This window comes from Chryseobacterium sp. R2A-55 (assembly GCF_021401085.1).
Lineage (GTDB): Bacteria > Bacteroidota > Bacteroidia > Flavobacteriales > Weeksellaceae > Kaistella.
On record NZ_JACBFP010000012.1, the window covers coordinates 12,085 to 28,373 of the forward strand.

General features: G+C 41.3%; 13 protein-coding genes. 6 read left to right on the forward strand and 7 right to left on the reverse strand.

From position 1 onward, the window contains the following. Positions 1 to 10: 10 nt before the first annotated feature. Entirely contained in the window at positions 11 to 661 is a 651-nt protein-coding gene (locus L0951_RS12025; protein ID WP_234111554.1) for a metal-dependent transcriptional regulator, read from the reverse strand. Positions 662 to 957: 296 nt separating this feature from the next. On the opposite strand from L0951_RS12025, the gene L0951_RS12030 reads away from it, so the two are divergent. After that, positions 958 to 1,986 (forward strand): threonine aldolase family protein, encoded by a 1,029-nt coding sequence (locus L0951_RS12030; protein ID WP_234111504.1) that lies wholly within the window; start codon positions 958 to 960, stop codon positions 1,984 to 1,986. 217 nt (positions 1,987 to 2,203) lie between these two features. Continuing rightward, positions 2,204 to 4,645, forward strand: coding sequence for a TonB-dependent receptor plug domain-containing protein (locus tag L0951_RS12035; RefSeq protein WP_234111505.1), 2,442 nt, complete (start codon positions 2,204 to 2,206; stop codon positions 4,643 to 4,645). Between the two features lie 57 nt (positions 4,646 to 4,702). On the opposite strand, the gene L0951_RS12040 is transcribed toward L0951_RS12035, so the two are convergent. Further along, entirely contained in the window at positions 4,703 to 5,941 is a 1,239-nt protein-coding gene (locus L0951_RS12040) for a PQQ-dependent sugar dehydrogenase (protein WP_234111506.1), read from the reverse strand. Positions 5,942 to 6,326: 385 nt separating this feature from the next. On the opposite strand from L0951_RS12040, the gene uvrB reads away from it, so the two are divergent. Then, a complete protein-coding gene (uvrB, locus tag L0951_RS12045; RefSeq protein WP_234111507.1) occupies positions 6,327 to 8,321 on the forward strand; it encodes an excinuclease ABC subunit UvrB in 1,995 nt (664 codons plus the stop codon). A gap of 267 nt (positions 8,322 to 8,588) precedes the next feature. Here the strand turns inward: uvrB and L0951_RS12050 are convergent, their stop codons facing one another. The 4 genes from L0951_RS12050 to L0951_RS12065 form a co-directional block, all read right to left on the reverse strand. Next, positions 8,589 to 8,840 carry a DUF3820 family protein gene (locus tag L0951_RS12050; protein WP_234111555.1) on the reverse strand — a complete coding sequence of 84 codons (252 nt, stop codon included), beginning with the start codon at positions 8,838 to 8,840 and terminating at the stop codon, positions 8,589 to 8,591. Between the two features lie 88 nt (positions 8,841 to 8,928). Continuing rightward, positions 8,929 to 10,011: an AI-2E family transporter gene (locus tag L0951_RS12055; protein WP_234111508.1), complete on the reverse strand. Its 1,083-nt coding sequence runs from the start codon at positions 10,009 to 10,011 to the stop codon at positions 8,929 to 8,931. Between the two features lie 72 nt (positions 10,012 to 10,083). Continuing rightward, a complete protein-coding gene (locus L0951_RS12060; protein ID WP_234111509.1) occupies positions 10,084 to 10,818 on the reverse strand; it encodes a beta-carotene 15,15'-monooxygenase in 735 nt (244 codons plus the stop codon). Positions 10,819 to 10,887: 69 nt separating this feature from the next. Then, on the reverse strand, positions 10,888 to 11,610 hold the full coding sequence (locus tag L0951_RS12065; RefSeq protein ID WP_234111510.1) for a hypothetical protein: 723 nt from the start codon (positions 11,608 to 11,610) through the stop codon (positions 10,888 to 10,890). A 152-nt stretch (positions 11,611 to 11,762) separates the two neighbouring features. Between L0951_RS12065 and L0951_RS12070 the strand changes: the two genes are divergently transcribed. Next, a complete protein-coding gene (locus tag L0951_RS12070) occupies positions 11,763 to 12,707 on the forward strand; it encodes an aminodeoxychorismate synthase component I (protein WP_234111511.1) in 945 nt (314 codons plus the stop codon). Beyond that, positions 12,691 to 13,317 (forward strand): aminotransferase class IV, encoded by a 627-nt coding sequence (locus tag L0951_RS12075; protein ID WP_234111512.1) that lies wholly within the window; start codon positions 12,691 to 12,693, stop codon positions 13,315 to 13,317. Before L0951_RS12070 ends, L0951_RS12075 begins: the two co-directional genes overlap by 17 nt. Positions 13,318 to 13,429: 112 nt before the next feature. On the opposite strand, the gene menD is transcribed toward L0951_RS12075, so the two are convergent. Next, positions 13,430 to 15,100, reverse strand: coding sequence for a 2-succinyl-5-enolpyruvyl-6-hydroxy-3-cyclohexene-1-carboxylic-acid synthase (menD, locus tag L0951_RS12080; protein ID WP_234111513.1), 1,671 nt, complete (start codon positions 15,098 to 15,100; stop codon positions 13,430 to 13,432). A gap of 214 nt (positions 15,101 to 15,314) precedes the next feature. Here menD and L0951_RS12085 point away from each other — a divergent pair, with 214 nt between their 5' ends. After that, positions 15,315 to 16,262 carry an isopenicillin N synthase family dioxygenase gene (locus tag L0951_RS12085; protein ID WP_234111514.1) on the forward strand — a complete coding sequence of 316 codons (948 nt, stop codon included), beginning with the start codon at positions 15,315 to 15,317 and terminating at the stop codon, positions 16,260 to 16,262. Positions 16,263 to 16,289 lie beyond the last annotated feature (27 nt).

Below are 16,289 nucleotides of genomic sequence, written 5' to 3' on the forward strand. Positions count from 1 at the left end.
AAAACGAAAATCAGTGCGAAACCAGGATCTTGTCGCAAACCATTTTACTGAGGATGATTGGGCTGCCTTCGATTTGGATGGTCATGGACCGGTCATAATTCTCAATGTTCAAAACGGTGATTTTTTTCCCCAATTCCAGATTTTTATCATTCAGAAAATTTAAAAAATCGTCCGCTGAACTGGTTACAGAACTGAAAGTGACCTGATCACCCAAGTTGCATTGACTTAGTTTGGTGAGGTCCTGCGCGATGATGTTTCCATCTTTGTCGGGGATGGGTTCGCCGTGTGGATCAAATTTCGGGTAGTTCAGGATTTCGTCCATCTTATCGAAGAAAAGTTCAGAATGGACATGCTCCAGTTGTTCAGCGATTTCATGTACGTTTTCCCAACCGAAATTCATTTTTTCTACCAAAAACATCTCTGTCAACCGGTGTTTTCTCACCACGAGTGCGGCCTGTTTTTTTCCGGAGTCGGTGATGTATAAGGGTTTATAGCTTTCATAAATCACCCATTTTTTCTGGGCAAACTTCTTCATCATGTTATTTACGCTCGGCATTTTCACGTTCAGGAACTTGCTGAGCTCATTGATGGTTACCGTGTTTTCATCAGTGTTGAGATGAAAAATAGCTTTTAGATAATTTTCTTCGGTAAGCGAAATCATGAAGTTAGATATAGTGGAATACAAATCTAACAATTTTCAGACAAAAAAACGCACATTTTTGAAATGTGCGATTCGAATCTCATTTAATTGATTATCTGTTATAAAAATAATGAATGAAAAAAACTTTTTTGAGTAGAATTTTGCAGATAAGCTTTTAGTGATTCGTCGTGGTTATTAATGATATGATTTGGTTTTTTGATTTGGCTCTACAAAGATGGCGATTTAAAGTGCTGCAAAAAAAAGTGTTTTCACGGTTTTTTTAGGGGTGAAATCACCTTTTTTATTAATTTTACCTGATGAAATATTCTTTCAAAAATGATTATTCCGAAGGTGCACATCCGAGGATTTTAGAGGCATTGGTACGCAGCAATCTCGAGCAGCAAAACGGTTATGGTTTGGATGATTATTCCCTGAATGCAGAAAAATTGATTGTGCATCAAATTAAAAACCAGAATTCAAAAGTTCACTTCGTTTCCGGTGGAACACAGGCTAATTTAATTGTGATTTCTGCGTTTTTGCGGCCCCATGAAAGTGTGGTTTCTGCTTCCAGCGGACATATTTTCACCAATGAGAGCGGCGCCATAGAAGCGACCGGTCACAAGGTTCACGGCATGGAAACTTTGGAAGGTAAACTTCGGCCGGAAGACGTTCAAAAGGTGATCGATCTGCACCAGAACAAACCTCACCAGGTAAAGCAAAAAATGGTCTATATCTCCAATTCCACTGAAATTGGAACCATTTATTCCAAAAGGGAATTGCAGGAGCTGTATCGGTTTTGTCAGGATAGAAATCTTTTCCTTTTCATGGACGGAGCGAGACTGGGGCATGCTTTGACTGCGGAAACCAACGATTTAACAATGGAGGATCTGGCAACATATACCGATGCCTTTTATTTGGGCGGCACCAAAAACGGCGCTCTGATCGGCGAAGCCTTAGTGATCAATAATGAAAATCTTCAGGAGGAATTTGGATTTCATCTCAAACAAAAAGGAGCAATGCTCGCAAAAGGACGTATTATAGGAATCCAGTTTCAGGAACTGATGAAGGATAATCTGTATTTCGATTTGGCAGATCATGCGAACAAACAGGCGATGAAGATGAAGAAAGCGCTGAAAGACAAAGAGGTTGATTTCTTGTCGGAAACCTTTACCAATCAGATTTTTCCGATTTTAAGCCAAAGTCAGATTGCAAAACTTTCAGAAAAATTTGATTTCTATGTCTGGAAAAAAATGGATGAAGAAAAAGCAGCCATCCGACTGATCACTTCCTGGGCAACAACTGATGAAACGGTGGATCATTTTATCGGGGAAATCGCTGGAATTTAGATTAAATTTTCATTCACGGAAATCCAAAACCATCAACAAAAGTTGATGGTTTTTTTTGGGGCAAACTCATTTTCGAAAATGCAATGAATTATAATAAATGATATGTTTTAGTTAATCATGGAAGATATTTGTGTTGAGAATAATATTCTTTGTCTTGATTTGATGATAAAGTGGAAAAATTTGTGTTAAATTTGTGTTAATCTTAAAAACTTAAAATATGAAACTCAAAACAGCAGGAGTCGCTTTTTTCCTGGGAGGGATCACTTTGATCAGTGCGCAAACCAAATCCGGGGACACCATCAGTCATGACAAGTTAATTGACGAGGTCATCGTCACCGGTTCCCGAAATAAAAACAGAACCGTGGTGAACAGTCCGGTTCCGGTGGATGTGATCGACATTAAAGACGTGAGTAAAAACACGGGACAGGTGGATCTCAATCAACTTCTTCAATTTTCCGCACCCTCTTTTAACTCCAACAAACAGTCTGGCTCAGATGGTTCAGATGCCGTGGATCCGGCAACGCTTCGGGGTTTGGGTCCTGATCAGACTTTGGTTTTGCTCAATGGGAAAAGATACCACCAATCTTCACTGGTGAATCTTTTCGGGACAAAAGGAAGGGGAAATTCCGGTACGGACATGAACACGATTCCGATTGCCGCCATCAAAAGAATAGAAGTTTTGCGTGATGGAGCTTCTGCGCAATATGGTTCCGATGCGATTGCAGGAGTAATCAATGTGATTCTGAATGACCGGAATAAAGGTTTTGAAGGCGATGTTTTTTATGGAGCAAATCTTTTTAAAAGTCCCGGAAACAACGATGTGATTTCTGATAAATCTATCGATGGAAATACCTTCGATTTTAGCGGAAATTATGGAACAAAGATAGGCTCAAAAGGTGGATTTGGGAATTTCACCGTAGAATATATCGACAAGCAATACGCTTTCCGGAATGCAAATCCCGACAAATACGATGCGCCGCGAAAAAGGTTTGGAGACGCTGCTTCCAAAAACTTCTATTTCTTTGGAAACATCGAGATTCCCGTTGCAGATGGCTTGACTTTCTATACTCATCCGGGATTTTCCTACCGAAACACAAAAGCTTATGCGTGGACGAGATCTGCCGATTCTGACGGAAATATTCCGGAAATTTATCCGGATGGTTTCAACCCCATCGAAAATACAAAGATCAACGATTTTACTTTTGACAACGGTTTGAAATTTAAAGTCTCAGATTGGGATGTGGATTTTTTCAATGCTTTTGGTGACAATAATTTCAGGTATCAGATTGACAATACCCTGAATGCCACTTTAGGAACGAAATCAAAGACCAGTTTTGACGCAGGTGGACATGCGCTGCTTCAGAACACCACCGGATTCAGCGCTGTGAAAAAATTCAGGGTTTTGGAAGGGTTGAACATCGCCTTCGGTTCGGAATTCCGGTATGAGAAATTCAATATCTATAAAGGGGAAGAAGGTTCCTATGCCATGTATGATGTCAATGGAAATGTGGTGACCGAAAATACCGATCCGAGTCTCTATGTGACCAATCCGATTTCGGGGGAAATCCGTCCCGGTGGAAGTCAGGGTTTTCCAGGATATTCGCAGGAAGTCAACAAAAGCCGGAACAATCTTGCAGGCTATGTGGATACGGAATTGGATGTGACCAAGAATTGGATGATAAGTGCAGCAGGACGATTCGAGAATTATAGCGATTTCGGAAGCACGCTGAATGGGAAGTTCTCTACAAGGTATGTGATTACGCCACAATTTGCTTTAAGAGGGTCGGTTTCCACAGGTTTCCGCGCTCCTTCATTGGTTCAAAAATATTACAGTTTGCAGTTTACGAATTTTATCGCACAGCAACTCGTCACCATTCAGCTTGCCTCCAATGACAGCGATTTGGCAAAAGCAGTTGGGATTTCTCCTTTAAAACAGGAAACTTCACTCAATGGAAGCGCAGGTTTTACCTTTAATTCTTCAAAATTTACCGCAACAGTAGATGGATATTATGTAAAGGTGAAGGACCGAATCGTGCTTACCGGATATTTTGGACAAGATGATGATGCCATCGGATCAATTTTGGCGGCAAATCACATTGATCAGGCGCAGTTCTTCACCAATGCAATCGATACGGAGACCCGAGGAGTGGATGTGATTCTGACTTACCGCGAAAACATCGGTGCAGGAAATCTGGTCGCAACTTTAGCTGGAAACTATAACAACATGGACATCACCGCGGTTCACACCTCCGGAAAACTGGTCGGAAAAGAAGAAGTTTATCTGAGTCCAAGAGAAAGAGCGTTTATCCTGAGTTCTGCGCCGCGGACAAAATTCAACCTTAATCTTAATTATGCCGTTAAGAAATTCAATGCGAATCTCCAGATGGTGAGATTTGACAAGGTTACCTATCTCGGTTATGAAGGTCCGGATGATTTCCAAAATTATGACGCAAGAATTACAACCGATTTGTCATTTGGATATCATTTTACGCCAAAATTCAATCTGACTTTGGGCGGGAAAAATATTTTCAATCAATATCCAACGTTGCAAACTGCACAGGTTTCTGCCGGAAACACAGAGTCTGGGGGAATTTTCGACCCGGTTCAAATGGGATTTGCGGGAAGGCAGGTTTTTGCAAGAGTGAATTTCAAGTTCTAAGACTGTGATCAATAAAGAAAAAGTCTGATGGAATTTTCCGTCAGACTTTTTACTTGGTCATTTCTTTGAAATCTTATAGAGCTTTCCGCTGTCGGAAATGGCGTACAGATTTCCGTCCTGCCCATTCAGCACATCTCGGATCCGATCTTTTTTATCTTCCAACAGCCATTCCTCACCGACCACTTTATTATTTTTAATGACCAACCGGATGATTTTCTCTCCACTTAAACATCCCAGAAAAAGATCATTTTTCCATTCGTCAATAGTTCCGTTATAGAACGTGATCCCACTCATAGAGATGGATGGATCCCAATAATATACGGGTTGTTCGGTTCCGGCTTTTTGGGTGGTTCCGTGGTTGATTTTTTTGCCGCTGTATTCGATTCCATAAGTCACATCGCCCCATCCGTAATTTTTTCCTGGCTGGATGAGGTTCAGTTCATCGCCGCCTCTCGGTCCCATTTCCGCTTCCCAAAGCCGGCCTTTTTCATCCATTGCCAAACCTTGCGGATTTCTGTGTCCTGTGGAATAAATTTCGGGTTTCCATCCAGGGATATTTGGATTTCCCGGTGCCGGTTTTCCTTCCTTAGTGATTCTTAAGACCTTTCCCAAATAGGAATCCTGTTTCTGCGCAAAAGGCCGGGTTGCCAAATCAGAGCGTTCCCCGGTACTCACGAACAAATTTCCGTCCTGGTCAAAAACAAGCCGGCTTCCGTAGTGCAGTCTTCCGTCATAAGTTGGAGTAGCCCTGAAAATGACGGTGGGATTTTCAAGAATTTTTTCATCTGCCGAAAGTTTCCCTTTTCCCACCGCAGTGTGATTTCCACCGGAAGCCGGTTCAGAAAAGCTAAAGAAAATCATCCGGGTGTTTTTAAAGTCCGGATCGAGGGCTACGTCTAGAAGTCCGCCTTGTCCGCGGGAATCCACTTTCGGGAAACCTTCCACTTTTGAAACCGTTTTTCCGTCGGCAGAAACAATGTTCATGAAGCCGGATTTTTCCGAAATCAGGAATCTTCCATCCGGCAAATTGGCAATTCCCCATGGTTTTCCTAAATGGGAATTTAAGACTTCAACCTGATAAGGAGTTGCGGTTTTCACCCCCTGAATTCTGGTTTGTCCGACAAATGCGGATTTAAATTCCGGTGAATTCGGGTGTCCAGTTTCAGGATTGGGAAGTTTCCCGCTTTCCGAAACGGTTTCGTTTGGAATGGTATTTTGGGATTTCGAATTTCCGCCGCAGGACATTAAAAAGATTAAAGCTAAAAACGGAATGCTATGGTTCAGTTTGGTTTTCATTGGAGAATGGTTGTGGAATGTTATGTTGGAGTACAAAATTTATTCCTTAAAAATAGCAAGTTTTTGGGATTTACCATGTTTAGTCTGAAATCAACTTCATCCTGCACAAATTTTGTATTACATTTAATATACAGAACACTGCAAAATGATAGGTGAAAAGAAACTCACCTCCATTTGTTTGAACGGAGATTTATATAAAACGCTTCAAGAAAGGCAGATGAGGAAACACCTGCAGCAATGGATGAAGCAATTAATCGTCCGGAAAAACCGGAGCAGACAACCGACATTGATGCGTTTTTAAAAAATTACCACCAATTCAATTTTCGCTAATTTTGCACCAAGAAAATAGTCTGTTCACTACTTTCTTTTTTCTATCATCTCAACTATGAATTTCAATCTCCAATCAGAATACCGACCCACCGGCGACCAACCGCAAGCCATTGAAAAATTGACCAGCGGCATTGAAATCGGCGAAAAATATCAAACCCTTCTCGGAGTGACCGGTTCCGGGAAAACGTTCACCGTGGCAAACGTGGTGCAGAATGTGCAGAAACCGACTTTGGTTTTGGCGCACAACAAAACTTTGGCGGCACAGCTCTTCATGGAATTCAAGGAGTTCTTTCCTGAAAATGCCGTGGAATATTTCGTGAGTTATTACGACTATTACCAGCCGGAAGCATTCATCGCATCCACAAATACCTATATTGAAAAGGATTTATCCATCAATGAAGAGGTGGAGAAACTTCGGCTTTCTGCAACGGCAAGTTTGCTTTCCGGAAGAAGGGATGTTTTGATTGTTGCTTCGGTTTCCTGCATCTATGGGATCGGAAATCCTGCGGAATTCAACAAATCGCTGATTTCCATTGAGAAAAACCAAAAACTGACTAGGACAAATCTCCTTCATTCCCTGGTTAATGCGTTGTATGCAAGAACTTTAAATGAATTTCAACGCGGGACTTTCCGGGTGAAAGGAGATGTGGTGGATGTTTATCCTGCTTATGCCGACAATGCGGTCCGGGTGCATTTTTTTGGCGATGAGATTGAGAAGATTCAAAGTTTCGATCCGGTTTCCGGAAATGTGATGTCTGATTTTGACCAGATTCAGATTTATCCGGCGAATCTGTTCGTGACCTCCAAGGAAACCCAGCAAAATGCCATCCGCGAAATCCAGGACGATATGGTGAAGCAGGTTGATTTCTTTAACCAAATTGAAAAACCATTTGAAGCAAAACGGCTCCAGGAAAGGACCGAACTGGATCTGGAAATGATGAAGGAACTCGGCTATTGCAGTGGAATAGAGAATTATTCAAGGTATTTTGACGGAAGACTTCCCGGTTCCAGACCTTTCTGTCTTCTGGACTATTTCCCGAAAGATTATCTGATGGTGATTGATGAAAGCCACGCCACCATTCCGCAAATCCACGCGATGTACGGAGGTGACCGGAGCCGAAAAGAAGTTTTGGTGGAATACGGATTCCGGCTTCCGGCGGCTTTGGATAACCGGCCTTTGAAATTCAATGAGTTTGAGGAAATGCAGAATCAGGTGATTTACGTTTCCGCAACTCCGGCGGATTATGAACTGGAAAAAAGCGGTGGTGAATATATCGAGCAGATTATTCGTCCAACCGGATTGCTGGATCCTGTGATTGAAGTTCGCCCCACCTTAAACCAAATCGATGACCTTATTGAAGAAATCCAGAAAAGGGTAGAAGAAGACGAAAGAATTTTGGTAACGACTTTGACCAAAAAAATGGCGGAAGAGCTCTCGAAATATTTCACGAAAGTGGGAATCAGAACGCGCTACATCCACTCCGATGTGGAAACACTGGAACGAATCCAGATCATGCAGGATCTGCGGGTTGGACTGTTTGATGTTTTGGTGGGGGTGAACCTTTTGCGGGAAGGTCTGGATTTGCCGGAAGTCTCGCTGGTTGCGATTTTGGATGCCGATAAAGAGGGAATGCTTCGCTCACGCCGCTCGATGATTCAAACCGTTGGTCGTGCTGCAAGAAATGTGAACGGAAAAGCGATCATGTACGCCGATAAAATGACCAAATCGATGCAGGCAACCATTGACGAAACCAACTACCGCCGGGAAAAGCAGATGAAATACAACGAGGAGCATGGTTTGGTTCCGACGGCTTTGAACAAAAAGATCTCCGAGATTTTGGTGGGAAGGAGCAAAGATTTCCCGGATGAAAAATACATCCAAAAAGAAATCCTGCAAAAAGTCGCGGAAGAGCGCGCCCGGTACGGAAGCGAAGATCTGGAAAAACTCATCGCCGAAAAACAGAAGGCCATGGAGAAAGCAGCAAAAAATCTGGACTTCATTTCTGCTGCAAGATTCCGGGACGAGATTGCGGTTTTGAAGGGAGGCTGACTTACGAAGGAGCGATAGTAGCCGGGAAGCAGAAGAAATACCGGATAATAAACTGAACAAAAAAAGGTTAGTGACAGAGCAGATGAATGTGCGGACAGACAGTTCCACAGCACTTTTGATCAGATACGAAACCAAAGTGCAGTATTGGATTTGTCTGCATCATCTTGTCTGAAGTTATATTTTGAAGGGAAAACATTAAACCTGTTCAGTACCAAAAAAATAATGCTCTTTAAAATAAATGGCGAAATACTCTTCGGTTTTTTTTATTCAAAATCTAAAAACCCTCTTCTTCGCTTTCTCCTCTCTCACTTTCCCGCGAATCGGGACCAGCAAATCCGTCAAGCCATTCAGCTTAATCTCGTAAATCGTGGAAAGCTGCATTCCGAGTTTTCCTTTCGGCATTCCCTGTCGCTGAAACCATTCCAGGTAATGGATGGGCAAATCGGCCAGGATCGTACCTTTGTATTTTCCAAAGGGCATTTCAACTTCGCAGATTTCTTTCAGGATTTCCGGGTGCAATTCTTCCATGGTCTATAGGGTTCTTATTTGAGGAAATTTCTCTCCCTTTAGGGACGGGGAAAGTAGATTTCTTGCGGCAATTTTTCCATCAGATCTCCAGGTTAATTTTCTTTTCGATTTCTTTGGGTTCGGGTAAAATGATTTCCCTATCGTCTGTGCTGAATTCGTCCCGATATACCTGAATCAGCAACACGGTAATCGAAATCAAAATCGGTCCGAAAACCAAACCTATAAAGCCAAAAAGGTTGAGTCCGGCGATAATTCCGAAAACGGTATTTAATGGATGGATATTTTCTAGTTTTTTTAAAATGGTGAATCTCAAAACATTATCGGTCAATCCTACCACCACCAATGAATACAGCGCAAGTCCAATTCCCGGTCCCACTCTTCCTTCCGCAATCATGAAAATACAGACCGGAATCCAGACCACCGCCGCACCTACCACAGGAAGCATGGAGGCTACACAGGTCAGCGCAAACAAGAGAATCGCACTTGGTGCACCAAAAATCCAGTAACCAATCAGCGCTACCACACCTTGACCAATCGCAGTAACCGGGATTCCGATTGCATTGGCTACCACCATTTTCTGGATCTTATCGCCAATAAGGTTGATGTTTGCTTTTTTCAAAGGGGCAGCATCTCTGATCAACCGTTCAAAAAGCCGTGGTTTCTCGAGCATAAAATAGAGGATGAAGTACATGGAAGCCACCACGGTCAAAGTATTGAAAGTGCCGCTCACTGCTGCAGTGGAATATTTCCCCACCATATTCTTGAGTTTGTCCAAATTTTCTTTATTGAGCATATCCAGATTGGTTTTCTGATAAACGAACGCATGGATCTTATCGATAAAGATGTTGAATTTATCCATATAAACGGATGCGTTTCCCAATTTTTCAATCAGCAAATCTGCAATAAAATAGATGGGCAGAATTAAAACGACCAAAGTGCCCAAAATCAAAACGCTGGAAGCCACCCACGGTTTCCATTTTTTTTCCTCCTGAAGATAAAGGTTGTATCTCCGGCAAATGATGTAGAGCGTGATCGCTCCCAAAGCACCCGGGATGAACATGGAAAGATTGAAGAAAATCAGTCCGGCAAGTGCAACGATAACCGCCAGCAAAAAAAATTGCTTAATCTTGACGGCGTGGACTTGGTATTTTCTGTTCGGCATATTTTGGGTTTAAAAAAAAGCAACAGTGTGGAACTATTGCTTTCAAATGTACAAATATTTTGATCTTATTTTTTAATTTTTAACCTCAATTTGTCTCGGTCTTCCTAAATAAGCGCAGTACAGCGAATACATCACGATTAAATAAAAATACATGGTCAGAAGGATTCCCACGATGCAAAGCAACAATCCCGAAATACTGATCAGCATTCCCAATAAAGTGGTCCCCAGGAAAACACCATAATTTTCTTTGGCAATTTGGAAAGACTTGCTCAATGCTTCCATGGCACTCTTATTTTCGAACAATAATATTGGATACCCCAACATCAAAAATGGCAGCACAAAAAAGAAAGGCAAGAAGCACAGCATCATGGAGATTACCAAAATAATGGATGAAATCACTGCATACAAAATAATATTCAGAAAATTTTGTCTGTACCCGATGAACAGATCTGAAATTTGGATCTGCTGTTTATAGCTGTATTTGTTTGCAATATACATCAGTCCCACATAAAGTGGAGCAGCCAATATTCCCACCAATCCGGAAATTCCGTAGTAGAATTTCAATCCCGGGATTTCCCAAATTCTAAGTGATGAATAGTCTCCTGCGGAATCTCGAATTTCTTCCATCATCATTTGCTGATCGAAACCGGAAAAGGTCTTAACCAGCAGTGAGGCCACGATGTAGATGGCCATTGCCAAAAGTACGTAAAGAAAAATCCCTTTGTAAATTCCGAAAGCGTGGGAAATGATTTCACCACTCGATTTCTGAGGAGCATTGGGTTGATCGAATTCTTGAAAAGCGTCCATGTTGTTTATTTTTAAGGTTTATCAAATATAAAATTTTTCATGAAACTTTCGTGGAATTCAATAAGAATTTTAGGAAAGTTCTTTAAAATAATGTTTATAAAGAGAATAAATCATCGCATTCCAAAATGGGAAGGTGAAAAGGAAACCAAATCCGAATACCAAAATTCCGCTCAATCCGAATAGAAGCGCAACGAACATGGCTACCACAATAGTCGGGAAATCCTTTCGCAAACCTTTGATGCTGAACCTGATCCCGTCAAAAATTTTCAGGTCCATAAAAAACATGAGCGGCAACGAAAACAAGGTGATGAAGATCCAGACCAGTCCCAAAATCAAAAGCGAGTTACCATAACTGAAGACGATGAACCAAAACAGGTAGAATCCAAAATATTTGAAAAAATTAAAACCTAAATACCCGGCGAATAAATCGTTGATTTCGGGTTTTTCACCCAGATCAATTTTCCGGTACATCTTATAAAATCCCACATTCAGCGGATTGAGCAGGGCGAGTAATACAAAAACTGCCAAAATGAAACTTCCCATTTGCGGAAGTTCGGCAAGTTCCTTCATTTTTTCATTAAGTGCGGGAATGTTGTTTTGGGTCACTTCCAAGTATTTCGAGTATTCCTCCCATAAACCAAAACGCTGGAAGAGGTAGAAATAGCCGAGAAAAAAAAGCGAAAAGAACAGGAGGCTGTAAAGCAGTTGGAAAAAAAGGGTGCGGTTCCAATATCTGAAAGCGTCTGAAAGGATGTTGCTGAGTCCGGGTTTCGGCAGGTTGTTTTGTTCCATCCGGCAAAAATAGGGAAAAGAAACAAGGCAAGAGAAACAGGGGAAAAGAATCGAGGCAAAAGAATTGGGATTCAAGAAACACAACAGGAGTTTTTTCCTAAAACCGTATTTTTGCACGGATGAATTCAGAAGCACAGAAAAATTTTGGGAGGATGGATCAACTTTCAATCCAGGGAGTTCCGTTCTTCTTTATGGTGGATTTCCTAATGGAGAATGTGTGGGTTTTTACCGAACCTGAACTTGCGGATTCCGGTTTGCTGGTTGACTTTAAGGATTTTAAAAACAGTAATGTGGAAGAAGGTCCGGATAAAATACTGGAATTGGTTTCATTTCCGGAATCCCTAGAAACCTACAAAAATGGCTTCGAAAAGGTGCAGGAAAATTTGAGGTTCGGGAATTCCTACCTCGCTAATTACACCTGTACAACTGAAATTGAAACCAATTTTTCATTGGAAGAAATCTTTCATTTTTCGAAGGCGAAATACAAGGTTTTGGTTCCGGATCAGTTTGTGTTTTTTTCACCGGAAACATTTGTGGAAATTGCCAATGGTGAAATTTTTACCCATCCGATGAAGGGAACCATTGATGCGGCAAAGGAAAACGCCGTGGAAACCCTGAAAAATGATGCGAAGGAAAAAGCCGAACATTATACCGTGGTGGATTTGCTCCGAAACGATTTGAGCATGGTCGCAGATCAGGTGAAAGTGAATGCTTTTCAGCGGATTGACTTCATTAAAACCAAACAAAAAAACCTCTATGCGATGAGTTCGGAAATTTCAGGGAAATTAAAACCTGAATTCCAAAACAAAATCGGAAGCATTATGAAGACGCTTCTTCCCGCCGGTTCCATTCTTGGTGCGCCAAAACCAAAAACGCTGGAGATCATTCTGGAAGCTGAAAACTACGAACGCGGTTTCTATACCGGAGTTTGCGGCCGGTTCGACGGAAAAAACCTGGATTCCTGCGTGATGATCAGGTTCATACAAAAAGAAAATGGAAAATTATACTTCAAAAGTGGTGGCGGAATCACCCATTTAAGTATATTAGCCGACGAATACCAAGAAATGAAAAACAAAATTTATGTCCCAATTCTTTGAAAGCATTAAGATAGAAGACCAGAAAATTTTTCTCCTGGATTTTCATCAAAAGCGGGTGAATGATACTTTTGCGAATTTCGGAAATAAGGGTTCCATCGATTTGGACAAAATTTATAAATCGCTGAACCACGATGAGGACGGGCTTTTCAAGCTCAGGATTTCTTATGATTTGGAAAAACGTGTTAGAACACAACTGATTCCCTACGCGATTTCAGAAATTACCGATTTTCAATTGGTAGATAACAATTCCTTCAGTTATTCCTTCAAATTTGAGGATAGAACGGAGTTGGAAAGGATGAAGATGAAATCAAAAGCTAATGAAATCATCATCGTGAAAAACAACCACATCACCGATACTTCCTATTCAAATCTCCTTTTTCAGAAAGGGAAAGAATGGTTCACGCCCACAAGTTTTCTTTTAAATGGCGTTCAGAGACAGCATTTGCTGAAAAGCAAAAAGATCAGGGAAACTGAAATTACTTTGCAAAACATCAAGGAGTTTTCGCATTTTCAAATCATCAATTCGATGAACGATTTCGACGATATGTTTATTTACCCGATAGAAAAAATCACCAATCTGCCCGAAAATGGCGATTATTTGGAATTGTAGACCTCTGTTTGGATTTTTAAAATAAGCGTGAAAATGTACGCTTTTGGAATGGCGAAATTATATTCAGGTGGATTTTAAAGTAAATTCCCGCAACAAAAAATCAGATCGTTTTTTAAGAATTTTTCAAAAACTCAAAATACCCTTTCAGAACGTCAGCGTTTTCCACTTTGGAAGTATCTACTTCTAAAATTTTTGCTTTTTGATCAGGTTTAAAGAAATTTTCCAAAACCCTCAAAAGCGTTTCCTCATCGTCCACTTTGGAATATCCAAACCCAAAATGTTTGGCGGGGAGTTCTGCGTTTTTATGGTGTTTGGTCAGGATAAATTCATCTAAAGCGTTGGTGGAACTTGGTCCGGGAATAATCTTGAAAATATCTCCACCGCCGTTGTTGAAAATGATAATTCGGGTATAAGGCGGGATATAATTGTTCCAAAGTCCATTGATATCGTAGAAAAAACTCAGATCTCCCGTAATGAGAACCGTTTGCTTCGGATTACGCATGGCAAATCCCATCGCGGTAGAAGTGGAGCCGTCAATTCCGCTGGTTCCCCGGTTGCAATAGACTTTATTTTTATTAAAATCGAAAAGTTGCGCATAGCGGATTGCCGATGAATTGCTGAAATGCAAATTGATGTTTTCCGGCAGTTTATAGGAAAGTGATTCAAAGAATTTGAAATCTGAAAAATTGGTCAGAAGGCAATATTCCTGATGCCTCAAATCTTTTTTGTCCCGCAAAATATCCCACAGATTGTAGTAAGGTTGCGGTTCTAATTTTGCGAAATTCAATAATTTGGCGAAGAAATTTTCGGCGGTAGCTTCTATTTTTTCGGTTAAAGAAAAGAACGTATCCGGATGCCAGACTTCGTCGATGTGCCAGTGATTTTTCGGTTTCGCCTTCCTCAAAAACTGCTTGATTTTTTTGGAGACCACGTTTTGTCCAATGGTAATCAAAAGTTCCGGACCATAGGTTTTGAAATCCTCTTCGCCAAAATTATAAATATAGCGGTCGATATGCGAGAAAAACTTTTCGTTTCTCAAATTGGAATTGGCTTCGCATAAAATGACGGCGCTGTGATTTTTGACCAATTGAGACAGCTGCATTTCCAGTTCCTCACTGTAGTCTCTGGTTCCCACCAGAATCATAATTCTCTTCGCGGTGTTCCATTCTGCGGCGAGGTTGGAAGGGAGTTCGTAATTTTTTTTCCGGATGGTTTTTTCTATGGCAGGAAATTTCGGAATTTCCGTAATCAATTCATAAAGAGGTTCTTCCAAAGGAATATTGATGTGAACCGGACCTTTTTTCTCGAAACACAATTCCACCGCTTTTTTAATGAGCTCAAAATTGGTTTCATCGGCACCTTCTTTTTCGTCCTCCAAAAGTTGAAAATCTCCATAAGAATGTTGGGCGAAAATCTCTTTTTGGCGGATGGTTTGTCCATCAAAAATATCCACGAAATCTGTTGGGCGATCTGCAGTTAACACCAAAAGCGGAACATTTTGATAGAATGCTTCGGTAATCGCAGGATAATAATTTGCTGAGGCAGAGCCGCTTGTGCAGGTAATTGCGACAGGTTTTTTCTCGCTTTTAGCCATTCCCAAACCCACGAAGCCGGCGCTCCTTTCGTCCACAATGCTGTAGCAGTTGAAACTTTCAAGTTCCGAAAAATGGATTGCTAAAGGTGCGTTCCTGGAACCGGGAGAAATCACGATATTGTGGATTCCGTACTGCTCTAAAAGGTGTGCTAAAATCTGGATGCTTCGTTTGGAAGAGAACTGTTTCATGGGAAATTTTGGATGGATGCAAATTTACGAATTATTAAATCCAAAAATCCGCTCATTGAGAAAATCATTTTTCTTACAGATCAAAAGATCAATAGGGAACGAATCCGGTCTGTTTGTGCCATCATCACTTTCCTCAATTCTTGGAATTGCTGACCCAGTTTCCGCTCCGCTAAATTTTCCCTATTTTTGCCCCCGTAATTTTTAAGCAAATACAATGAATCAAATTCCTAGTGTGGATTTGCGTGATTTCCTTTCGGACAACCCGGAACGCAAACAAAAATTTGTCAATGAAATCGGAAAAGCTTACGAAGAAATCGGCTTTGTCGCCTTAAAAGGTCACTTTTTGGATGACAATCTGGTTGATGAACTTTATGGCGAAGTGAAAAATTTTTTCAATCTTCCTGTGGAGACCAAACAACAGTACGAAATTCCTGGAATCGGCGGACAGCGCGGTTATGTGGGATTCGGTAAAGAAACCGCAAAAGGTTTCAAAAAAGGTGACTTGAAGGAATTCTGGCATTTTGGACAATACCTTAACGAAGGTTCAAAATATGCCGAAGTTTATCCGGAAAATGTGATCGTAAAAGAAACTCCGAAGTTCAATGAGGTGGGAAAATTGGCTTTCCAAATGTTGGAAAAGACGGGAGTTTATGTGTTAAGAGCCCTTGCTCTGCATCTTGGATTAGATGAATTCTACTTCGACCGGTTTGTGAAGGAAGGAAACTCAATTCTTCGTCCGATTCACTATCCTCCAATCACGGAAGAACCGGATAATGCAGTTCGTGCAGCGGCACATGGCGATATTAACCTGATCACTTTGCTGATGGGGGCGCAAGGAAAAGGACTGCAGGTTCAAAACCACGACGGTGAATGGATTGACGCAATTGCTCAACCAGACGAACTGATGATCAACGTAGGCGATATGCTTTCCAGACATACCAATAACAAACTGAAATCCACCATTCACCAGGTAGTGAATCCGCCAAGAGAACTGTGGGGAAGTTCAAGATATTCCATTCCGTTCTTTATGCATCCGGTAAGTGAAATGCCGCTCAATGCTTTGGAAGGGACTTTTGACGAAAATAACCCGAAACTTTACCCGGACACCACTGCAGGTGAATTCCTGCATGAAAGATTGGTGGAACTGGGGTTGATCAAGTAGGAATTTTGAAACTCCGTAGCAGTTTAT